Here is a 23531-nt window from a genome sequence, read left to right as displayed (position 1 = left end):
GGTTCCGGTTCTTTCGGCTTCACCAGTTCGACCACCACTTGCGGTTTGGCCGCTTGCACTGGCGACGACGCATCCCAGTGACTTGCAACCACCGTATGCAGCATGGCGACGGCCACGGCGAGCCCGATGATGCCAGCATGCTCGCGCAGCCTGCCGGGCGCATCTGTAGCGGGCGCGGCGACGATGATGGGGGCCGGGGGGGGTGCGTGCCGTGCCGGCGCGGGCGAGCGGCGGCGCTGCCGTGAACGGGATGTGTTGAGAGGGGAGCCGTGGAAGGCATCCCAGGTTGATACGCTCATGATGTGCTCCTGATATCCGGCGGATTGCTCATGGATGAGGTTTCGCAATCCCTGTGCCAGCGCGGAAATGCGCGTGGCGGGTGGGAAGTGCAGCGTTCCATGCATACGGCTGTTGATTCCTGAACAGTTGCATGAAGCGGTGTTGAGGAGGCAGCAGGTAAAGAACCGTAGGGTGGGTAGAGCGACAGCAAAACCCACCATGCGCTCAAGAGGTGCCGTTTGGTGGGTTTCGCTTCGCTCTACCCACCCTACGAAATTACCTGAACGCACCACTATCGCGACGCCACCTTCTGCCCGCTCCAATAATTCCCCAGCCCAAGGTTCTTGAGTCCCGCATTGACAAAACGCGGCTCCAGCAGATCTTCCACCACCAGCGGCTTGCGGATCAGCTTCTGCTCATGCGCAAAGGCGACGACGCGCCGGTAGTGGCCATACACCACGTCGTCATACACCGGCGTCCAGCGTTCCTTCCACGGCAGCGACGGATCGTCGTAGGAACGGCGCACTACGCTTTCCGGCGTGCCGTTGCGCGTGCCATCCTTGATGACTGCTTCCCGGTTGCCATCCTGCGACGCCCAGTACTGCGCCTTCAGCCATGCAGTGACGACCAGTTCGGCGACTTCCGGGTGGCGCTGGGTAAAGTCCTTGCGCGCCCACAGTTCCGCGCGCATCTTGCGCTCGGGCTTGCCCTTGCTGGTCCAGATGATGCGACCCACGCCCTTGTCCTCGAGCGGGTAACCGTTGATCATGAACAGCGCATCCACGCCGCCGGTAGCCAGCGCAGCGGTGCCGGCCTTCGGCTCCATGTTGATGAGGCGGAAATCCTTCGGCGACAGCCCGTTGTCGCGGATCAGGTGCAGCAGGCCGAGTTCCCACGGCCGGCCGCGATGGATGCTGATGCGCTTGCCCTTCAGGTCGTGGATGGATTTCGCGGTCGAGCCCGGCGGCACGAGCAGGAACTGGTCCGAACCGCGCCCCGCGGGCACGACGACATGCGTGCGCACGCCACCGGCATTGAGGATGATCGACGGCAGGTCGCCATAGGCAGCGAAATCGATGCGGCCGCCGGCGAAGGCTTCGTTGATCGTGGCGCCGGTGTCGCCAGTGACCGGGAACCATTCGAGGCCAATGCCGCGCTTTTTCAGTTCCTGTTCCAGCCAGCCTTCCTGTTGCACGCGATAGGCACTGCCGCTCAGCGAAGTCTTGCCGGCTTCCGCGAAAGCCGTGCTCGCAATGCGGACGACGGTTTGCGCCTGCGCCACCCCGCACCACGCGCAGAGGACGAGGCAGACGCGCAGCCATCGCAGGAAAGCCGTCCCGACTGCCGGATGGGATGAGAGGTGGCGCATGTCGTCTCCTTATGCCGCTTTGCGGGACGAGGCCAGCGCAGCCTCATAAGGACGCGCATCGATCCAGCCGCGGACGTCGACCGGGTTCGGCAGGAACTTCCAGCGATACAGGAAATCGCTGAAGTCTTGCAGGCCGTTGATGTTGGTCTCGGACAGGTCGGTGCGCAGGCGCAGGTGGGCATCCTGGCCGTAGGCGACGCTCACCCAGTATTCGCTGGTATTGCTCTCGCGGGCCAGATAGCGGCGGGTTTCATCCGGGTTGGCATGAGCCCAGGCTTCGGCGCGCAGCACCTGGTCGACGATGCGCACGGCGGAGTCGAAATGGTGATCGAGCAGGTTCTTGTCCACCGTCAGCGTGCGCGGCGTGCCGTTGTTGGCGCGGATCAGCGGTTCCGGATGGGCGCCGGTATCGATCACGGTATGCAGGCCGAACTGGCGCGCGATGTGTGCCGCGCTCGCACCCTTGAGGAAGATTGCGTCGACTTCGCGGCGCAGCAGGCCGACCAGATCGGCGCTCTGGCCGCCGGCACGCGCACCGCCGCTGAAGATCTGGGTTCCGGCCACACGCTCCGCCGGCGCATCGCTCTGGCCCGTGGTGATCGCGTAGTCAACAAGCTCGACATCGCTCACTGCGAGGCCTTCCAGCTTCAGTGCATTCTCCAGTCCTCGGATTGCCTGTGCACGGGAGAAGTCGATTTGCGCATTCACCCATTTCGGCAGACCGAAACGGCGGCCCTTCAGGTCGCGCACGGTACGGATGCCGCTCTCGGGCAGCGTGAGGATGAGTTGCGTCTCATCCGCCCACGACAGGCCGAGCACACGCGTATCGCGGCCGGCGGAACGCGCCCAGATCGCCGGGATGTTGCCGCCGTGGCGCACGGAGTTTTGCAGCGTATGGTCGAAGTGCGATTCGCGTATCGCCTTGTCGTCGGACTCGCGCAGGGACTGGACGATCGTGCATTGCGAGCGGAAGGATTCCTCCAGCCAGCCTTTTTGCAAGGCGATGCCGAGTCCGGTCGGGACGGGGCAGCGGGTGTACCAGAGGGTGTCGAGGGCTTGGGTCATTGGGTTCTCCGTTGGAATGAGGGGACTGCGTTGGGACACAGTCATGAGTTGCATCGTGGGATGCCTGGAGATGAGTGTTGCAAGGGAGATGCCAGCGTGGACTGCGGGGTGGGGCGGGTTTGGTGCTGGGAGAGGTGCAGGAGGTGGTGATTTTCGGGCAGTGCGGGTGGGAGGGTGTTCGGATATGTGCAGGGTTCCGATGATTTTCCGACATGCAGTCCCAAGGTGGCAGCAAGCTAATTAGGTTTTCTATGTAGTTTCTCGCTAACCCATCTCGCTATGAAAGCCAGGTGATTACCGTGCAAAAGTCCGTGCATAAATTTTGGGCAAATGATTTCCGCAACTTGCTTAGTACAACCCATCGAAAAATCGATGCAAAGTCGATCCACCGTTCTCTCCGAGGCCCGCCCCGGCGCATCACCGACTCCTAAGAATTTTTGGGCCGAGCGCGAGACTTGGCATCTATTGAATCTCACTTGAGCTCGATGAGATCGTTCATCACACGCGCCAACATCGAAACTGAACCCGTTGAATTGCCGTGTGGAACCAAAATTCAAGGGATTACAACGGCGGGACCAAGTCGCTGTTGTTTATATGCCGTATACATCAAATTTTTTATAAATATTTTGTTTCCGGCAGGAAATTCCGTATTTTTTAAAAGTCTCTAGCTTTCAAATGGTTATTTTTTCATCCTTATTTTGAGTCAAAAATCAAGATGCATTATTCATTACATACATAGCAGATATATGAAAAATGAATTAGATCGGCTTGGAAAATACCCACACTATGCGTGTGTTCTTTCTTGGTGCGGTATAGGCGATACGGTTTGAATCAGAGCGATAAAACAAATTAGAGGCGGCATCCTGGCGGGTGCAGCCTACAAAAAATAATAGGACTCATATGCGCGTTAGACTGCTCTCCCACGCAATGCAGGCTTGTGAAACGCATCAGCTACTGCACCTACGCGCCGCAAAGATTCTTTTACCCACCTCTCACATCTATGTCGGTCCGGGCAACTCCATAGAGTCAGCCTCAAGCATTCTGCTAGACCATGTGCACCGCGTCTCTCTGTGACACGGCCATGCGTACAAGACACCGCGTCTTCTGGGGGATGGTGCTCTTGGCATCCATCTATTCCACACCTACCACTTCGGCTGAATGGCCGATGCTTGGTGGTGACGCCGGGCATACATTTCAAAGCGTCGATAGCGTGCCCTCCAATCCCGTGAAGCTCTGGGAAACGAAGCTTCAAGGAGGCGTTTTTGGCTCCCCCGTGGTGCATGAAAAAACCGTGTATGTCGCGGCGCATGACCAACGTGTATGGGCGCTAAATATGCGCAATGGCAAGGTGTTGTGGAATTTCGCCACGGGAGATGCCATCTCGGCGACACCGGTTGTCATTGGAGATACCCTCGTGGTGGCATCCAAGGACGGCACAGTGACCGCTTTGCATGCCAAGAGCGGGGAGAAAAAATGGCAGACGAAAACCGGAGGGAAAATCGTTGCCTCGCCGGCGGCAGACAACGGCGTTCTTTATGTGGCCAGCAACGATCTCTTTCTCTACGCCATAGACCTCGAAAATGGAAAAATCCTTTGGCGATACAACGCTGAAGATTATCGCTATGGCGGTCTCTATGTAGCTCCAGCCCTCGACCAGGAACGCGTATACGTTGGTGCAAAAAACGGCGTACTGCATGCCGTGTCGCGACAGACCGGGAAACCAGCATGGAGCACGGCGCTCGGCTCCGCAATGTACGACGCACCACTGGTCATCGGCAATCGACTCTACATCAGTACCTACGATCGCGCCCTGTATGCGCTGGACGCCGTGACGGGTGTCATCCTCTGGCACAGAGTTGTGGACGACTGGCCTAAAGGTACCCCTGTCCTCGTTGGAGACACGTTGTACGTGGGCACAACCAGCGGCGGACTGTACGGGATCCAGGCTGCCACTGGCGTGGTCGTTTGGCAGTATTCACTTGGGGACGAGCTGCGCCACTCATTCACTGTGGGAGTCAACAGGGTCGGCGTCATCGGGACGATGCAAGGGCGCTTGCTTGGCATGGACTTGAATACGCAACAGGTTGTATGGGAAAGAAAGGTCGGCGCAGCGATCTTTGGTGCGCCAGCGGTTGCCGATAGCACGCTGGTCATGGCAACACTAAACGGCGATGTGATGGCATGGCGTTAAGGGCGCTCATGCTGCTTGCGGCGGTCCTGGTGTGCATCGCACAGCCGGGTGCGACGGAGCCATCCACGAAAGCCGTTAAAGCCAACGTTATCGATTTATTTAATCGTGCAGAGGACATGCAGGACATGTTGAGCGCAGGAAAAATAAGTCCCCAACAAATTCCCAACCCGCACTGGCGAGCGGATTCCTGCAAGGCCTGCCATAGAGCCGCCCCTACTGCGAACGACGTCGCCCTGCGCAGCAAAGACATCAACCAGTTATGCCAGTCGTGTCATGACGCGATTTCGGCAACCAAGTACATCCATGCCGTCGGGATGGAGCCTTCTAACGAAAAACGAAACCGCATGCCCGAGCAGTTCCGGCAGGCCGTTAAACGGGGCGGCGGTGTCATTACCTGCATCAGTTGCCATGACTTGCATATGCAATGCAAACAGGAGCGCTTTGAGGAACGGCGGGAAAATCGATTCTTTTTCCGTGGCGGGCCGTATCGCAAGCGGACCGACCTCTGCTTCAACTGCCACAACCCGAAGAACTACGAGCGGCTCAATCCACACGACCAGATTACCGACGAAGGCGAACTGAACCAGGTGGTGTGCCTTGTGTGCCACACAGTTGCGCCCAACCGGCGCAGCGCAAAAAGCATCAATGACGTGATGTTCACCATCAAGAACGACCTGACCCAGGTATGCGTCGGCTGCCACAAGTGGCGCCCGCATCCGAGTCAGCCGGCTGAGGTCAGTGCGCCAGGGAAGAATCACCTGGTGAAGCCTAGCCCGGCAGTTCTTAGGCAAATGAAGGCAACAGAGAAGGCGCAGAACTTGATTCTTCCTCTGGAGCCGGATAGCGGCAGGATTATCTGTGCCACTTGCCATAACCCGCACGAACGTGGTGTACAGCGTGATCCAAGGGCTGACGTCGGTGCAGACGGCTTTAATCGACTGCGCCTTCAGCCGGGCGAAATCATGTGCATGAGTTGTCACAACCTTTAATCAACGTTGGGGAAGCAGCGTATGAAGCTGGCCAAAATCTGGATGCGAATATTGCTTCTTGTTCTCGGTTTGGGAGCGGCAGGACTATCCCATGCATTCGAAGACGATGAAGCCTGCCTGATGTGCCACAAATATCCCAAGATGGGACGAATTGCCGAAGATGGGACAAGAAAGGTCTATTACATCCTGCCCGAGGTCTTCTCCAAAACGGTGCATCGCAATGTACCGTGCCGCGACTGTCATTCCTACATCAAGGAATTGCCGCACAAGCCGGTAACGGAAGGGGTGAACTGCAGCCAGGAATGCCACTCGGTGAAGAATCCGTCAACCGGCAAGCCGTTCAGTCACAAGACCATCAATGACACCTTCCAGCAGAGCGTCCATGGGCGGGCAAAAATAGAAACAGGTTTGAACAATGACAAACCGTATTGCACTACCTGCCATACCAATCCACTTTACAACCCCGCGGAAAAAGCCCTCCCGCAAAAAATCACGGATCGTTGCAACGTGTGTCACGAGGACTCACGCTTCGTGGGCAAGTGGTACAACCATACCAGCCGCCGCATCCGCGAAGTAAAGCGCTCGTCAAAAGAGATCGTGGCAATGTGTAGCGCATGCCACTCCAACAAGGACATGGTTGAGCGCCATCAGAAAGCAGCAGGGGCCGAGGGACGATCACTAGGACGCAAGTTCCCGATTGCGATCGAGTCTTATAGCGAGAGCTTCCACGGCAAGGTAACCAAGTACGGCAATACCGAAGTCGCCAACTGTCTCGATTGCCATGCGTCGCAGGCCAACTACTACATGTCGGTTCATGACATCCGGCCGTCGCGCGATCCGAAGTCGTCGCTCAGCAAGGAAAACCGTGTAGAGACGTGCAAACGCTGCCACCAGGCAGCCGACGAGAACTATGCGGTGCTCGATCCCCACCCGTCCAGCAAGAAGGACGACAACCTGTTCAGGTATTACGCCGAGATCATCTACGGTCTCGTCGGCGATGCCGCTTTGTTCGGCCTGATCGGGTTGACAGCGTTCGAGACCGTCGGCCGCCGTCGTGACGGTGCGAGCTGGTTCTACCGTAACGGCACTTCCTGGTGGCGTCGATCAAAGCGAGGACGTGACCGGATTGAACCGTCGGCCTGAAATGCCGGGCAGTGTAATAAACGATAAACAAGGATTGACTCATGAAACTGTCACAAGAAGCGCGCGCTGTTCTGAACACCTCGCTATTCAATAACGCGACTCCGGCGGAGGAAGTGAAGGAAATCGAAGAGCTGGTGGCGATGATGCCGGACGACCGGGTGCTGCTGTACAAGAATGTCGATTCCAATCCGATCGGCGATCTGCATCGCTACTCGGTGCATATACGCATTCACCACCTGCTGACTTTCACCACTTTCTTGCTGCTGGCATTTACCGGCATGCCGATCCATTACAACACGGCGTTCTGGGCAGAACCGTTCAACATGCTGTTGGGCGGCATTGAGGTGACACGCGTGATTCACCGTACCCTGGCCGTCGTAATGGTCTTCTCAATGTTGTATCACATCCTCACGCTCGTCGCGGACACGCTGGTCAAATTGCAGCAAAAGACCTTTGAGTTGGGGCGCACCATCATTCCTACATTGAAGGACATCCGTGACTTCAAGGAAGACATGCTCTACTTCAGCGGCAAGCGCACCATGCGGCCTGAGATGGACAAGTTCATGTACAAGCAAAAGATCCACTACTTTGCCGCCGCCTTTGGCAATAGTGTGATGGTGCTGTCGGGATCTTCCTTCCTGTTCCCTGAAATGTGGGCCAGCATCCTGCCGGCCAGTGTTGCTTCCCATTGGCAGGAAATGATGCGCTTGTCGCACCCGCACGAAGCGCTGCTGGCTTTGCTCGTGATCGCCTTCTGGCACTGGTACAACGTGCACCTGGCACCAGGACGCTTTCCAATGCAATGGACCTTCCTCACGGGGAAGATCACCCGCGAGCACCAGATTGAAGAACACTTCCTGGAATATCTGCGCTGCCTGGTTGAGTATCCGGCGGAACGTCGTTATTTGCGCAACCTTCTGACTTCCAAAAAACTTGTCGCACAACCCGCGGCACCGAAGGTAAGTGAAGAACAGTTGGAGGAGCTTCGCGCATGATCAGTCCCCTCAAAGGCTGGCAAAAAGTTATTGCCTACGGCTCCCTATTTTTCATCGTGGTCTGCACAGCCTTTGGCATGGGCATGATCTGGCTAATCCTGACAGCTCCCGCATTGTGATAGCGATAAATCATGAGCCCACTTTTTGAATTTCATAACCTGCCTATTGTTTTCGCGGTGTTGTGGTTTGTTGTCTTTCTCATCGCCTTGCTTGTCATTGTCGATCACAAATCGCGGCTGCCGAATGAAAAAAAGCCGAACCTTTTCAGTATCGCCGGCAAACGCGGCAACCATCCGATCTGGGCCTGGCTCACTTCCGCCTTGCTGTTATGGGCGACGATCGGGCTGCTGCTGATCAGTACCGGTTACAGCATGGTGAAGGCATGGACCAAGCCTGTCGAGGGACCCAAGATACTGACCAAGCTGGATGAAGAACGCAATGCCGAGAAGCTGCGCCATTTCCATAACCTGCCCGAAAAGGATTTCGCGCTCATGGGAAAGAAGCCGGTCTGCTTCTACTGCCATGGCGATTTTCCACATGCGAAGAAGCCTATGGTGCGCAGCTTGTTGAACATGCACACCCAGTTTGTAGGCTGCTTTACCTGTCACTTCAATGAAACCAAGGTGCCGGAAAACTCGGTCGTGCTGCGCTGGCTGAACTATTCGGAAATTCCGACAACGGGCAAGCCGTTCGGTACGGATGTCGACCCCGTGACTGGAGACCTGATCAAGACAGACGATTACTTTTCCAAAATCGTTGCGTACCAAATCGCCGATGGCAAGGAAAAATTGCTGGAAATACCTGAGACCGCGCCGGAAGCGAAGGAATTCCTGAGCCTCCGCAACAAGATGTCGGAACAGGACAAGGATGCAGTCAAGAAGACCTTCCATGCACGGATCAATCCGGTTGGCCGATTCTGCACGCGTTGTCACGCGGCTGAAAAAGACAGCTTCATTCCATTGCGTGAGCTCGGATTTTCGGAAAAGCGAATTTCGGCAGTGACCAATTTGAATATCGTCGGCATCGTACAAAAGTACCGGGAATTCTATTTGCCGATGATTTTCAACAAAGGTTTCTCGCTCGAGAAACGTGAAGCCTTGCTGGGACATGCCGCGGCAGATCAAAAAATCACCGAGGAAATGAAAGATGATCCCCGCACCTGGTGGCGCAACAGCTTTGCGCCGCCGCAACCGCAGGAGGACGCCGATGTCAAGAATCCGTCGACTTCATCGAAGAAGTAATCCGTTTGCGCTACTGGCCCTGTGGCTGCTGCTGGCACTACAGGGCGCGTGGGCCGAGACGTATCCAACCAAAGCGATCCGCCACCTGTTCGATATTACCGGTGGCGCGGCGGGGCCGTTGGCGGTTCCTACCGATGTCGCCGTGGGCAAGGACGGCCGGATCTATGTTGTCGACGGAGGCAATCACCGGCTGGTTGCGTTCGGCCCCTCCGGTCAGTACCTGTTCAGCATCGGTCGCGCCGGAACCGGCAAGGGCGAGTTCAAGAGTCCGGTGGGGGTTGGTACCGATTCGCAGGGGCGCGTCTATGTCGCCGATTCCGGCAATAATCGCATCCAGATTTTTGACGGCGCCGGCAACTTCATAGGGACCTTTCCGGTCGCCAGCAACGGTAAACCGATTCGTCCGATAGACGTTGCGCCTGATGCCGAGGGCAAGACGCTTTACGTCACCGGCAACAACAATCATAAAGTGATGGCGTTCTCGCCAAGCGGCCAGTTGCTGCGCGAATGGGGCGGCGAGGGCTTGAGCGACGGTGAGTTCCGCTACCCCGCCACCATCAGCGTTACACCAAACGGGCTGATCTTCGTAGTGGATGTCATGAATACCCGAGTGCAGGTATTTGACAAGCGGGGACGCCTGGGTTTCCGGGTCGGGGAATGGGGCGTACTGCCGGGGCAGTTTCTGAGGCCAAAAGGCGTTGCGATCGACTCTGGCGGCTGGTCGTATGTGAGCGACAGTTATATGGATGTGATTCAGGTCTTCGACAACAGTTACCGGTTCCAGCACGTTCTTGGCGCTGACGGCAACCTGCAGCGCTTCAACTCGCCGGGCGGACTTGCCATTGACAATAACAACCGGTTGTATGTGGTCGAAATGCTTGGCAACAAGGTTTCGGTGCATAGCCTGCGCTAATACGAATATGCTTTTGCTCGCCTGCGCTTCTTTCCGATCATTTTATCGCGTTGTCTTATCCTTGCTGGTCGGGGTTCTCGTGCTCGGCGGAGTGGCGCGCGAAGCATATGCACAGCGTAACGTTTCAGAGCAGCGTGAATGCGCCACCTGCCACGTCATGTGGCTGAAGGATTTCAATCGCAAGGATGTCAAGCCACTTATTCCTTACGATCCCAAACCGACAGTCAGCACCGGCAAGCAGGATGTAGCAAGCACCGAGCGAATGTGCTTCTCGTGCCACGATGGGTTCGTGCTCGACTCGCGTCCGACCTGGGTGAACCGGCATAACCTCCATCCGGTAGGCGTCAAGCCATCGGATAAGGTCAAGATACCGACCAAGGATGGCAAGCCGCTGTTCCCCCTCAACGATGATGGCAAGACGTACTGCGGGACTTGCCACACTGCGCACGGTGTCGAGTGGGGAGACAAGATTTCCCCGATTTTTCTGCGCGCCCGGAATACCAATTCCAGCCTGTGCATGGCCTGCCATCTTGAACGCGGTACCGGTCCGGCCGAGGGCAACCATCCGGTGCTCAAGCAACTGAAGGAAGTGCCGGACGTATTGCGCGCTGCAGGGTCCCGATTTGCCGATGGCACCACGGTGGTCTGTGAATCATGCCACCGCGTGCATGGCGCGCCGGAGAAGAAGCTGCTCGTCATGCGCAACGAGAATTCCGAGCTGTGCGGTACCTGCCATGCGGACCGCTACGCCAGAGACCTGGCGCAGGCGGGCGCCATGGGGACGCATCCGGTGAACATACGACCGATAAAAGTCAAAGTGCCGCAGGACTTGCTGGACAAAGGTTCGAAGCTGGGCGGTGAAAGCAAGATCATCTGCCAGACCTGTCACCGGCCGCATTTTGCGCAAAACAATGCCAGGTTGCTTATTGCGCCCAATCCGCAGTCTGAACTATGCCGAACCTGCCATCTCGATCAACGCAAGGTGGCCAACACCAAACATAACATCGCACTCCTCGACGAGAGCGCAAAAAATAGCCGTGGCCGCGAAGTCGGGCAAGCCGGCGTGTGTAGTGCGTGCCACCTGCCACATGGCGGCAGCGGACCCAAGATGTGGGCGCGTCAGGTCAAGCCGGGCGGCGGCGATGCGATGGCCGATTTATGCCAGAGCTGCCATCGAGAGGGGGGCCTGGCCGAGAAGAAACAGGTCGGTACCCACTCCCATCCGACCGGACGGGACATGGCGCGGCTGAAAACGCCGGTCGAATTGCCTGGTTATAGTCGGGAAGGCGTAAAGACGATTGGAACCGAACGGGGAATGGTCACCTGCGCCAGTTGCCATGACCCGCATCAATGGGATCCTGCCGACCCGGAGAAGGTGTCCCGGCCCGGCGACCCGAGTGATGCCAGCAACAAGTTCCTGCGCAAGGCGAACGGTGCCGAGTCCGAACTGTGCCGCACCTGCCACAAGAACAAGGACGGGATCAAGAATACCAAGCACGATATGTCCGTGATGTTTCCTCAGGAGCGCAACATCAAGGGACAGACCCCGTCCGATTCCGGCAGTTGCGGAACGTGCCATGTGCCACATAACGCCAAGGGACCGCGGATATGGGCGCGCGACCCGATGCCGGGCGTCGATGCGGTGTCCTCCACTTGCCTGAGTTGCCATAACCCGCGCGGGCTGGCAAAGGATAAGCAGATAGGTTCCCACAGCCACCCGGTGAATGTGCCTATCTCTAACATTGGCATCACTGCGAAGGACGGCAAATGGGCCAGTGACAAGCCATCACTCAGCAAGACGCCGGCACTTCAAACGCTGCCGCTTTTCGATAGCCAGGGCGTGCCAACCGCTGAGGGAGGCAATGTCGCGTGCGGTACCTGCCACGATCCGCACAACTGGTCGATTGTGTCGCGCACGGATGCCGGAAAAGATCCGCGGAACGTCACCGGCAACGGCGACTCCAGCTTCCTGCGTCTGCCCAATGACAACAAGGCTACGCTGTGCGGCAACTGCCATGTCGATAAGGCGGCAATCACTTTGTCCAAGCACAACCTCGCCATTTCGGCCCAGGAGAGCAAGAACAGCAAGGGCAGAACTCCGGCTGAAACCGGGGCGTGCGGCGCCTGCCACCTGCCTCATAACGGTAGTGGCGCAAAGATGTGGGCGCAAGCACAGGGCCCGGGAAAAGACGAAATTGAACGGAAATGTACAAGTTGCCACCAGGAGGGTCACGTCGCGGGGAAGAAACTCACCGGCATCAATAGCCACCCTTTGGGTGTGGACCTGAAAAATATCGGCGGCGAGACATCGCTCCCCTTGTACACTGCAGAGGGCAAGCGCGACAACGTCAACGGCAAGGTAAGCTGTGCCACCTGCCATGACCCGCACCAGTGGAATTCGCGGGATGCGGCAAGCACGGCTGGTGCCCGGCCCGATGTCGAAGGCACTGCGGCAGACAGCTTCCTGCGGCTGTCGGCCGCCCCCGATTCCGAGTTGTGCACAAACTGCCATCAGGACAAGCGCTGGGTGAAGAACACCGAGCACGATCTGGGCATTACCGCACCTAACGACACCAACGCCTTGAATCAGGTCAAAGCGCAATCCGGTGTGTGCGGTTCATGTCACGTGCCGCACAATGCTCCGGAAAAGGTGCGACTTTGGGCGCGGCCCATGGGAAAAGGCAGCGACGCGATGGAAGGACTTTGCCGCTCCTGCCACTCGCTTGGCAACGTCGCCGCCGCTAAACTGCCGCTGAAGCCGAATCACCCGCCTGCGGTGACGGCAGTATCCAGTCCATCTGCGCGCCACGCGAACTTGCCCGGCGGCGCCTATTTTCCGGTGTTCACAAAAGATGGACAAAAGTCCGGAGCCGGTGCGATTACCTGTCCCACCTGTCATAACCCGCATCAGTGGAGCGCTCGCAAAGCTGAAGAGGGGCCGGGAAAAAATACGGAAGGCAATGCACTCAACAGCTTCCTTCGCAATACCAGTGAATTTGCTCTTTGCACCAATTGCCACGGCCTGGATGGCTTATTCCGGTACAAGTTCTTTCATGCTGAAACGTCACGTGAAAAATGACATGTGGCTGCCGGAGAGTCCTTGGCGACCATGCGCGAATAATCCGCGCATTCGCCCCTGTAACCGCTCGCCGCACCCCTTCTCATTATTTCTTTCATGACTGCCTTACTTGGTATTTCCGCCTATTACCACGATAGTGCTGCGGCATTGATCGTGGACGGCAAGGTAGTCGCCGCGGTTCAAGAGGAGCGTTTTTCACGCATCAAGTTCGATGCGCGGTTCCCGATCGAATCGATTCGCTATTGCCTGACGCACTGGAGCGGCACATTGTCAACGCTCGACGCGATCGTCTTTTACGACAAGCCGATCCAGAAATTCGATCGTCTGCTGGAAACGCATCTGGCGCTCGCCCCGCGCGGCGTGCGCGGCTTTGTTTCGGCGATGCCCGGGGTTCTGAAGGAGAAGCTGCCTCTCAAGCTGACTCTGCGCCGCGCCCTGGCGGACGCTGCAGGCTGCGATCCGGGCGTGCTGCCACCCCTGCTGTTTTGCGCGCACCATCAATCCCATGCCGCGTCGGCATACTATCCGAGTCCTTTCGATCATGCTGCTGTCCTGTGCGTCGACGGCGTGGGTGAGTGGTCCACCACCTCGCTGTGGCAGGGGAACGGAGCGCGCCTGTCGCCATGCTGGGAACTCCGTTTTCCGCATTCGCTCGGCTTGCTCTACGCGGCGTTTACCCAGTACTGCGGATTCCGGGTCAATGCCGACGAATACAAATTGATGGGGCTGGCGCCCTATGGCTCGCCGGTCTATGCAGACGTCATCCGGTCGCATCTGATCGATGTGAAGCAGGACGGCACATTCCGGCTCAACCTCGCGTATTTCGATTTTGCCGTCGGCCTGAGCATGGTCAATGAACGCTTCTGCGCACTCTTCGGCGGCAAGCCGCGTGCGCCGGATGCGGCGATCGGAAAGCGCGAGATGGACCTCGCCTGTTCGATCCAACGCGTGACCGAAGAGATCTTGCTACGGCTTGCCGCGACCGCGCAGAGGGAGCTGGCAACGGAGAATTTATGCCTGGCAGGCGGCGTTGCGCTCAATTGCGCGGCTACCGGCCGTTTGCGTCGCGAGGGCAATTTCAAGCGCATATGGGTGCAGCCTGCCGCCGGTGATGCCGGCGGCGCAATCGGCGCCGCGCTTGGCGCCTGGCACATGCACTTTGGCCACTCACGGGAGGCGCCTGCGAGCGATGCGATGGACGGCGCCCGGCTCGGTCCAGCCTATGACGACTGCACGATCGAGACTAGCCTCGCAGAGCAGGGGGCGCGGTACCGGCGTCTGGAGGAGGCTGAGTTGATGGAGCGCGTTGCCGAGCGGCTGGCGGCGGGCAAGACGGTCGGCTGGTTCGACGGCCGGATGGAATTCGGGCCGCGGGCATTGGGTGCGCGTTCGATCCTGGCCGACCCGCGGAATGCGGCCATGCGAGAACGCTTGAACGCATGCATCAAGCGGCGAGAGTTGTTTCGACCGTTCGCGCCGATTGTTACGGAAGAACTGGCCTCGGATTTTTTTTCCATCGCAGGTTCCAGTCCCTACATGAGCTTCGCGGAACCGGTGTTGCGGTCTGCGGAGGGATCCCCAGAGCTGGCGGCCGTCACGCACGTTGATGGCTCGGCCCGGGTGCAGACCGTCAGTCGTCAACACCAGCCAAGGCTGCATCGGCTCTTGGAGCAGTTCGCCGCGCTGTCGGGTGTCCCGGTACTGGTCAATACTTCCTTCAATGGACCCGACGAGCCAATCGTGAATTCGCCGGAAGAGGCGTATCGCTGTTTCATGGCTCTCGGGCTGGACTGCCTGGTCACCGGCAATTACCTGGTTGATCGAGATGCGCAGCCCACCGGACATGAGGCACTACCTGTCGCGCTTGACGGCGGTAGCGGTCCGGGCTGGCTGGCGGGCAGGTTGTCCCGTTGGTACGCAGCGCTCCTGTTTGGCGCCGTCTACTTCATGCTGATAGCACCTGCCGGCTGGATTAGCCGCATGTCAGGCCGCAACCCACTGCGGCTTGGTTTTGCGCCGGATGCCGTTAGCTATCGCGTCGTGTCCGCGCCTCCCAACAGCATGGAGTTGCCCTTCTGATGTTTGAGCTGATCCGAGACCTCTGGCTTTTTCTGCGTTACTACAAGAAGTACTGGCTGGCGCCCATCGTATTCGTGCTGATACTGATCGGCGCGCTCGCCGTGTTTGTCCAGACAAGCGCACTCGTGCCGTTCATCTATGCGCTCTTCTAGCAGGACAGCGTCCCGACTGGACTTGCCAGTCTGGAAGAAGGTACTGTTCGGACTTTTGCTGGCCGCCGCCGCGCTGGTCTTGACCGAAGGCGTGCTATCGCTGGCAGGCGTCGTTCCCAGGGCCGCGCTAGAAGATCCATTTGTGGGCTTTGCCGCGACCCGTCCCCTGTTTGTCGAAAGGAAGCAAGCGGACGGAACGGTCATGATGGAGACAGCAACGAACAAGATCGGCCTGTTCAATCGCCAGAGCTTCCCGAAGACAAAGGCGCCGAATACGGTCCGCATCTTTTGCATGGGAGGGTCAACCACCTATGGCAATCCGTATCGGGACTCCACCTCTTTTTGCGGCTGGCTTCGTGAAATGCTGCCGGTCGCGGATCCATCACGCCGCTGGGAATTGATCAATGCCGGCGGCATCAGCTATGCAAGCTACCGTGTGACGGCCCTGATGGAAGAGCTATCGGGTTACGAACCAGACGTCTTCCTGATTCTGTCGGGCCAGAACGAATTTCTCGAAGAGCGCAGTTATGGCGCCGTGCGTGAACTGCCCGCGCCAGTGCGCGAAGTGGCAGCGCACATCACGCGTACGCGCATCTATAGCGCCATGGAGCGCGCGGTCCGCTCCAGCGGCATCGTGCCGGTGTCACAGCGCTACACATTGGATGCCGAAGTCAACGAGCGCCTCGGCCATACTGTCGGCCCCCAGGACTATCGGCGCGACGACGGGCAGGCAGTGCAGATCATGCGCCACTACGAATTCAACCTGGCGCGCATGGCGGCGATCGGCAGGGCGGCCGGAGCCCGTGTCGTCATGGTAGTGCCGCCAGTCAACATGAAGGATGTGTCGCCTTTCAAGAGTGAACACCGTTCGGACCTGACGCCGCGCGAGCTGGCGGACTGGAGTGCGTTCGATTCCCGCGCAAGGGACGCGTTGCGGGCGGGCGCGCAGGAGCCGGCGGCAGAGGCGCTGCAAGCAGCGCTGGCAATTGATGCGCGTTATGCGGAAACCCATTTCATGCTCGGCCAGGTCTTGCTCGGAATGGGTAAATACGATCAGGCGAAGCAAGCATTCCAGCGCGCGATCGACGAGGATGTATGTCCGTTGCGCATCCTGTCTCCGATGCAGGCCGCAGTGCGTTCGCTAAGCGCAGCGCAAGACATCCCGCTGGTGGATGCGATGCGCATCATGGAAGACCAGACCCGGCACCTGGCCGGCCACCGCATTCCCGGCAATGAAATGTTTCTCGACCATGTCCACCCAACCATCGAAGGGAACCGGTTGCTGGCCTTGGCGTTGCTTGACGAGTTGCGGCGCGGCGGATTGCTGCGCGATGCGTCGAGCTGGACGCAGGAAGCACAGTCGCAAGTAACGCAAACGGTGTTGGGACGGCTGAACAACACCGACCATGCAGATGCAATACAACACCTCGGACGCTTGTTCGGTTGGGCCGGAAAACTGGACGAGGCGCACGCGCTGTTGCTGCGTGCACTCGACATGTATGGAACCGAGCACAAGGATACCCTGCTCCTGCTGGCAATGTCATCCGAGCGGCGAGGAAAGCTGGATGAGTCGATTGCCTATTTCAAGCGCATCGATGCCCATTCCGATGTCGCTCGCCTGTATCAGCGGCTTGGACGGATGGACGACGCATTGCGTGCCTACGCCCAAGCCGTCGCCGCAAAGCCGGAGGACACGAATACCCGTACGCAGCACGCCTTGTTGCTCACGCAGCTGGAGCGGCTTGACGAGGCAGAGCGCGAATTGACCGAGGTGTTGCGACTTGATCCGCAGTCGCTGCAAGCACGCGGCGAGCTCGCCAATGTACACATGAGGCAGCAACGCTTCAACGATGCCATCCGCGAGTACCAGGCGCTGCTCCAGCACTACCCGGACCGGCAGGAGGCGCACTTCAATCTCGGGGTGGCGCTAGCAAGCATAGGCAGGCCTGCCGAGTCAGTGGACCATATGCGCAGGGCGATTGCGCTTCAGCCGGACTTTGCCGACGCGCGTCTGGGCCTGGGAATCGCGCTCGAACAAGTGGGGCAGATCGAAAGGGCGATCGAGGAGTATCGCGAAGCGCTGCGACGCGAACCGCGCTTCGCCGAAGCGCACAATAACCTCGGCGAGATTTTTGCGCGTAGCGGACAGCTCGATGCGGCGATCGAACATTTCCAGCAAGCCTTAGCTGCTCGACCTGCATTTGAAGAGGCGCGCGTCAATCTCGCGCGTGCAACAGCCAAGCGGCAGGGCACGCGGCCGGGGCGTTGAAGCGGTTTCATGTTCAATCGGAATTCGTAATGAAATTCGCGCTGGTGTGGGCAACCGGTCTTTCGCGGGCAAAGGGACAGCGAGCTTGAAAGAGCACAATTTCCCTCTAGCAAAACCTTGCATGGGCGACGCCGCTTACCAAGTACGCACAGCACCGTGGCTTGCAGCATGTGCCTCAGCTGCACACATCCTGCTTGCTCCATCCAACTGATACCCCGCTCTCTTCAAAGCGATCTCCTACTGTGCGGCGCACCCTTTCAACCTGCTGCATTCAGGCAACAATAGATAAGGTCGGATGGGTCCCACATTCAAGAAGGTTTCCCGATAGTGGGGACCCAAGTAGCTTGGCGTGAAGTTGACATTACGAAAACCATAACTTGCATCAATTAAGTGAGTGGCATGTTTTTCGCTACCGATTGGCAGGCGGAAAGTAACCTGCAGTCAACATGGAGAGCGGTGCGTACTTGTCATATGGCAGGTCGTGGACTGCGACGTGCAGTTAGTCAATTTAGGAAATTGCGGTAACGAAACACAATCTCTATGACGCTGTAAACCTGCATGGCAGCGGACGCTAATTTGGTAACCGGAATTTCACGCTGCATTGACATCCCATGTCACACGTTCGACCGCAACGCAGGCAGTCTTTGCCAGGACTTTGAAACTCGGCGCGTCCTGACAACTTTAATTCTTTTCTTGAGTTTGTTTTTCGCCTTCGAGAGGCAAGGAAGGGAAGTGATGACAAGGCTAATGAAATGCACGCAGATGCTCAGGATGGTCTTGCTTGGCGAGGCATGTGATGCATGTCGCGGCAAGGTCGCCTTCCCGGTATCGGATTGCCGTCGTTGCCACTCCAGGAGCAAGAATTTGCCGGCTAAAGCCGCTGGCAAATCATGATCATCAACGAGCTTGAAATAAGCAATGTGTGCGTTGTATTGCAGCGTGCCTCAGTCTACGCACTCAGTTCGTCCTGCTTTGCGTCCTCGGAGCGACAAGGATGAATAGACTGCGCAATTTGACGCTGGCACTCTTGGCCGTGGCGCTGCTGCTGTCCGGTTGTGCTGAAACCAAGCATGTGATGCGGCTCGACCCGGAGCCGCGAGGAGATAGTTCTCCATTGGTATGGCCATCGCCTCCCGAGATTCCACGTTTTCGTTATGTTGGCCAGTTAATGGGCGAACAGAACTTCGTTCCGGAAGATGGCGATACGCGAAACATGGCAATCACGCTGCTGCATTGGGTGGTCGGGCTTTTCGGTTCAACGGAAGATAAAACAGTGCTCAAGCGCCCACAGAGCGGGATGGTGGACACAGAAGGGCGCATCTTTGTGACAGACGTCGCTAGTCACGCGATATATGTCTTCGACAAAACCGCAGGCAAACTGGACGTCTGGACGCAGGCTCAGGAGAACTCCAGCTTCGTCACGCCTATTGGCATTGCAGAGGGGGCGGCGGGTCAGATCCTGGTGGCTGATGCAGAGCTTGGGCGAGTGTTCCTCCTCGACCGTGAGGGAAAACCGCTGGGCAGTTTTGGCAAGGATGTCCTTATGCGGCCGACCGGGCTGGTGCGTGATGCGCAGCACGGACGCATTTATGTGGCCGACACCCATGCACATAACATCAAGGTTTTCGACGACGAAGGTCGCCTGATCAGTACGTTCGGCCAGCAAGGCGAGGAGGAAGGTTCCTTGAATTTTCCCACGCACCTCGCCTTCGCCAACGGAAATTTGTACGTGTCAGATGGCATGAATGCACGCGTGCAGATTTTCGACGTGAAAGGCAAAACGATCAGCAGCGTAGGTCGCCGCGGCCGCTACATCGGCAATTTGTCACGGCCAAAAGGCGTTACGGTTGATCCGAGCGGCAAAATTTACGTCGTAGAGTCTTTTAACGATAGCCTGCTCGTGTTTGACGGCCGTGGAAACTTTCTGATGCCCATCGGCGGGACCGGCAAGGAGATTGGCGAGTTTTATTTGCCGTCGGGCGTCTGGTGTGACCGGCAAGGACGAATTTATGTTGCCGACATGTTCAACGGGCGCGTCGTCATATTCCAGCTCATAGAGGGAGCATGATGATATCCCGGTACATGACACTCTCTCGTCTTATATTGGCCTTGATTATCCCTGTGCTATTGGCCCTGACCGCTCAGGTACAAGGGGCGATTAGCGTGACCAATAAAATTGCCGATGTGCGCGGTACCAAGCATAATTTTTCTGCCGCATCCGATGGCAGTGCCACGCCCTCAGGGGGAACAGTCCCTGAGCGCACGATAAAGGCCAGCTCCGAGACCCAGGTTTGCGTGTTTTGTCATACGCCGCATGCGGCCGAAGCCGTCGTCACGCCATTGTGGAACCGCAAGCTGTCCGGTCAGACCTATGCAACCTACACATCGAGCTCGATGGAAGCAAGCGATGCCGAGATGGCCGCTGCACCGGGCGGCAGTTCCAAGCTGTGCCTGTCATGCCATGACGGCACGATGGGGGTGGACAAAGTCAATGTCTTGAACGGCGTCAAGAACGCGACGATTGCAATGGCTTCCGGCACCAAAATATCCTCGGATGCCGCCACCACCGGCTTCACACGTAATCTGGGCACGGATCTGAAATCGGATCATCCGATTTCGTTTACCTATGATGCCGCGCTGGCCACTGCCGATGGCGAGCTGCGTGCGCCGGATGGCATAGCTGTGGGCAACCGCACAGCTGGAGCGGTGCCGCCGAAAATGCCGCTGGAAAAAGGCAAGATGGAATGTTCCACCTGCCACGACCCGCACCTCCGCGACAAGACGACCAGCAATGGCAATGCCAAATTCCTGCGAGTGAATCGCTTCCAGGTCGCCCCGCCGACTGGCGGCAACTTCAGTACCACCAACGACATTATCTGCCTGGCCTGCCATGACAAGGGCGGCGTCTCATATGCGTTTTCTGCACATGCCAATAGCCAGGTCGCGACCCAGATCTATAAGCCAGCAGCGGCGAAGCAGCGCGAATTCCCCTCATCGCTCGATTCGCCTGCGAACACCGAACCGCCGGTATGGCAGATCTCCTGCCTGAACTGCCATGACTCCCATACCGTCCAGGGCGCACGCCGCCTGTTGCGGGAAGCTACTGACAGTACGACATCGCCCAAGACGGGCGGCAATGCATCCCTGGAAGAAACCTGCTACCAGTGCCACACGAACAGTGCGGGGTCGGTGGTAAGTTACACCGCGCTGACCAGCAGTGCCATTCCTGATATCAAGACCGATTTCACTACGTCGGCACGTCACATGCCGATCAAGAGTTCCGAACAGGCGGCAGGTGTGGAAGTGCATGACATTGCCGGTATCTTTAACGACGCTACGAATGCGGATTGCAGCAAGACCACCGGCAAGTGCGGCAAGGATTTCCTGGAGTCGCGTGCCAAACTGGGGCTCGACAATCTCAACAACCGACATGCCGAATGCACCGACTGCCATAATCCGCATCGTGTTGTGAAATTCCGCGATTTCCGCGGCAATCCTGCCGGCTCAATTACTGGTACGCCGGATGCGGCGGGCACGCACAAACACACCGAAGACGGTACTACGCTTCACAGCAATATTGCTTCGGGCGTGTTACGTGGCAGTTGGGGTGTGGAACCGGAATATGTCTCGGCATCGTTTCATGTATTACCGTCTGGTTATACGGTGAAACGGGGTGATCCGGGAACCAATTCCAGTTCGCTCGTTACCGCCAGCTATGTCACGCGCGAATACCAGATTTGCCTGAAATGTCATTCGGATTACGGTTATACCGATAACAATCTTTATCCGAACGGCAGCCGGCCGAAGTTGGGCGCATCAGGAACGCCCGCTGGTACGAATGGTTTGACAATCTATACCAATCAGGCCAAGGAATTTCAGGCACCGGTCGCGCATCAGAATGAGCCATTGAATCTTGGTACAGCGGCCGGGACAGCGGATGCCAACTTCAATAACAACAACCATCGCTCCTGGCATCCGGTCATGGCCGGTACCGGCCGCACTCCGGAAAAACGCAACATGACTGGCGGCGCGCCGTGGCTGCCTCCATGGAATACCCAGGTGGGCGAGAGCACCATGTACTGCAGCGATTGCCACGGTTCGGGCACGACGTCTGCCACGTCGGTCATTCCAAACAATGGTGACAACGGCAATGTCTGGGGACCGCACGGTTCAAATAATGACTTCTTGCTCAAGGGGACATGGACCGACGTCAAGGCGTCCACCGCGAACATATTGTGCTTCAAATGCCATGCCAAGGCGAACTATTCGTCCGGCGGCGGTTGGGGCGGCGGCAGTGGCAATACGACAGGTTTTTCCGGTAGCTGGAGCGGCAACCTGCACAACTACCATGCGAACAAAGTCGGCGACTTGCGATGCACCTGGTGCCACGTCGCCGTCCCGCACGGTTGGCGAAACAAAGCCCTGCTGGTCAATCTGAATGACGTCGGGGAGGAGGCCGGGCAAGGAGTGGGAAGCAGCAAGGAGGTATCAATAGCCGGGAGTAACGATTACTACTCGCAGGAACCTTATTACTACAAGGCGAGGAATAAAATTGCAAGCTTTGCCGCCAGCGGCAATTGGTCAGCCAGCAACTGCGGCTCGAAAAACAAGAGTGGCACCGGGCTGACCACAGGGCGCATTAACAGCACTAACGGCCAGACGAGCAACGCCAGCGGCACCGGCAGAAGCTGGATGAGAAGCACATGCGACAATCCGCCCTGACGCGTGCCTGCGGCCCATTGGCGTCCCTTAAGCTGACACTGGTGGCGCTGCTGTTGCTTGGCCTTGGAATCGTCTATGCCTATGCAGGCGACGAACGAATCAGTGTGGCGCTGGTACTGCCATTGGCGTTGTTATCAGTGAACCTGATCGCGGCAGTGGCCACGCACAAGGTGTTTCACCGCTGGAGCGCCCTGTTGGTGTTTCACCTGGCACTGATTGCGCTGGTGTTGTTGGCTGCGCTAGGGCGCCTCACCTACCTTACCGGAACGGTGGAATTGTCCACCGGTGAAGAGTTTGCCGGACGCTTGATTGAATCCGACGCCGGGCCCTTGCACGATTGGCAGGGCCTGAAAAAAATCCGTTTCGTCAACGACGGCTTCAGCATCAACTATGCGCCGGACGTCAGGCGCGACAAGACGCGCAATACGGTGCGGTATCTCGACGCTGACGGCAAGGAGCGCAGCGAGGTGATTGGCGACCAGACCCCCTTGGTAGTGCAGGGATACCGCTTTTACACCAGTCCGAACAAGGGCTTTGCCCCAACATTCATGTGGCATCCGACCGGCGGCGAACCAGCCTTTGGTACCGTACACCTGCCGTCCTATCCGATCCACGAGTATGAACAGGCGCGTGAATGGAAACTACCGGGAACGGGCGTTCAGGTGTGGACGATGCTGCAATTCGATGAGGTCATTCTCGACCCCGCAGCGCCGTCTGAATTCCGCTTGCCGAGAGTGCACAGAGTCATCGTGCGCATAGGCGAGCAGCGGCACACATTACAACCTGGACAAGCGATTGACTTGCCACAAGGGCGCCTGATTTATGACGGATTGCGCAGCTGGATGGGGTATTCGGTGTTCTACGACTGGACCATTCATTGGATGCTCGCAGTCAGTACAGTGATCGTCGGCGCCCTCGGCTGGCATTTCTGGAACAAGTTTGCGGCGGAGCCATGGCATGCCTAACCAGGCGGGCAAGAAAGTCACAGCCCGGAATCCAGCGTCAAAAGCAGCAGGTAACTTTCATGAACAACATGAGATATGAG

17 protein-coding genes are annotated in these 23531 nt (G+C 57.9%); 14 read left to right on the top strand and 3 right to left on the bottom strand.

From position 1 onward, the window contains the following. The 3 genes from AYR66_RS26135 to AYR66_RS26125 form a co-directional block, all read right to left on the bottom strand. The coding region (locus AYR66_RS26135; RefSeq protein WP_206047343.1) for a hypothetical protein at positions 1–299 on the bottom strand (299 nt) is incomplete at its 3' end. Between the two features lie 272 nt (positions 300–571). Continuing rightward, entirely contained in the window at positions 572–1648 is a 1077-nt protein-coding gene (locus tag AYR66_RS26130) for an ABC transporter substrate-binding protein (RefSeq protein WP_088710466.1), read from the bottom strand. Between the two features lie 9 nt (positions 1649–1657). Further along, positions 1658–2713: an ABC transporter substrate-binding protein gene (locus AYR66_RS26125; RefSeq protein ID WP_088710465.1), complete on the bottom strand. Its 1056-nt coding sequence runs from the start codon at positions 2711–2713 to the stop codon at positions 1658–1660. Positions 2714–3833: 1120 nt separating this feature from the next. Here AYR66_RS26125 and AYR66_RS26120 point away from each other — a divergent pair. The 14 genes from AYR66_RS26120 (at position 3834) to AYR66_RS26065 (ending at position 23451) form a co-directional block, all read left to right on the top strand. Further along, positions 3834–4904 carry an outer membrane protein assembly factor BamB family protein gene (locus AYR66_RS26120; RefSeq protein ID WP_170942378.1) on the top strand — a complete coding sequence of 357 codons (1071 nt, stop codon included), beginning with the start codon at positions 3834–3836 and terminating at the stop codon, positions 4902–4904. Positions 4905–4912: 8 nt separating this feature from the next. Continuing rightward, positions 4913–5893: a cytochrome c3 family protein gene (locus AYR66_RS26115; protein ID WP_170942377.1), complete on the top strand. Its 981-nt coding sequence runs from the start codon at positions 4913–4915 to the stop codon at positions 5891–5893. 21 nt (positions 5894–5914) lie between these two features. Continuing rightward, entirely contained in the window at positions 5915–7036 is a 1122-nt protein-coding gene (locus AYR66_RS26110) for a multiheme c-type cytochrome (protein ID WP_088710462.1), read from the top strand. Positions 7037–7149: 113 nt separating this feature from the next. Then, positions 7150–8031, top strand: a complete 882-nt coding sequence (locus AYR66_RS26105) for a cytochrome b/b6 domain-containing protein (protein WP_170942376.1) — start codon at positions 7150–7152, stop codon at positions 8029–8031. Beyond that, positions 8028–8150 carry a hypothetical protein gene (locus tag AYR66_RS30500; protein ID WP_272938381.1) on the top strand — a complete coding sequence of 41 codons (123 nt, stop codon included), beginning with the start codon at positions 8028–8030 and terminating at the stop codon, positions 8148–8150. Before AYR66_RS26105 ends, AYR66_RS30500 begins: the two co-directional genes overlap by 4 nt. A gap of 12 nt (positions 8151–8162) precedes the next feature. Further along, the gene (locus AYR66_RS26100; protein WP_088710460.1) at positions 8163–9272 is read left to right on the top strand and encodes a hypothetical protein; all 1110 of its coding nucleotides are present in this window, start codon (positions 8163–8165) and stop codon (positions 9270–9272) included. Then, the gene (locus AYR66_RS26095) at positions 9238–10185 is read left to right on the top strand and encodes an NHL repeat-containing protein (RefSeq protein ID WP_170942375.1); all 948 of its coding nucleotides are present in this window, start codon (positions 9238–9240) and stop codon (positions 10183–10185) included. Before AYR66_RS26100 ends, AYR66_RS26095 begins: the two co-directional genes overlap by 35 nt. 7 nt (positions 10186–10192) lie before the next feature. Next, the gene (locus tag AYR66_RS26090) at positions 10193–13264 is read left to right on the top strand and encodes a cytochrome c3 family protein (protein WP_170942374.1); all 3072 of its coding nucleotides are present in this window, start codon (positions 10193–10195) and stop codon (positions 13262–13264) included. A 96-nt stretch (positions 13265–13360) separates the two neighbouring features. Then, positions 13361–15343, top strand: coding sequence for a carbamoyltransferase family protein (locus AYR66_RS26085; protein WP_088710457.1), 1983 nt, complete (start codon positions 13361–13363; stop codon positions 15341–15343). Continuing rightward, a complete protein-coding gene (locus AYR66_RS29115; protein WP_170942373.1) occupies positions 15343–15495 on the top strand; it encodes a DUF5989 family protein in 153 nt (50 codons plus the stop codon). Before AYR66_RS26085 ends, AYR66_RS29115 begins: the two co-directional genes overlap by 1 nt. 22 nt (positions 15496–15517) lie before the next feature. Continuing rightward, the gene (locus tag AYR66_RS26080; protein ID WP_170942372.1) at positions 15518–17764 is read left to right on the top strand and encodes a tetratricopeptide repeat protein; all 2247 of its coding nucleotides are present in this window, start codon (positions 15518–15520) and stop codon (positions 17762–17764) included. Positions 17765–18758: 994 nt separating this feature from the next. Next, on the top strand, positions 18759–19832 hold the full coding sequence (locus tag AYR66_RS26075; RefSeq protein ID WP_088710455.1) for a 6-bladed beta-propeller: 1074 nt from the start codon (positions 18759–18761) through the stop codon (positions 19830–19832). A 95-nt stretch (positions 19833–19927) separates the two neighbouring features. Beyond that, positions 19928–22486 (top strand): cytochrome c3 family protein, encoded by a 2559-nt coding sequence (locus AYR66_RS26070; RefSeq protein WP_234815095.1) that lies wholly within the window; start codon positions 19928–19930, stop codon positions 22484–22486. After that, the gene (locus AYR66_RS26065; protein ID WP_088710453.1) at positions 22468–23451 is read left to right on the top strand and encodes a cytochrome c biogenesis ResB family protein; all 984 of its coding nucleotides are present in this window, start codon (positions 22468–22470) and stop codon (positions 23449–23451) included. The genes AYR66_RS26070 and AYR66_RS26065 overlap by 19 nt, the downstream gene beginning before the upstream one ends. The last annotated feature ends 80 nt before the right edge of the window (positions 23452–23531 follow it).

This window comes from Noviherbaspirillum denitrificans, from assembly GCF_002211445.1.
GTDB classification, from domain to species: Bacteria; Pseudomonadota; Gammaproteobacteria; order Burkholderiales; family Burkholderiaceae_D; genus Noviherbaspirillum; species Noviherbaspirillum denitrificans.
Note: the sequence above shows the minus strand (reverse complement) of the source record. Positions and strands in the feature narration are given on the sequence as shown.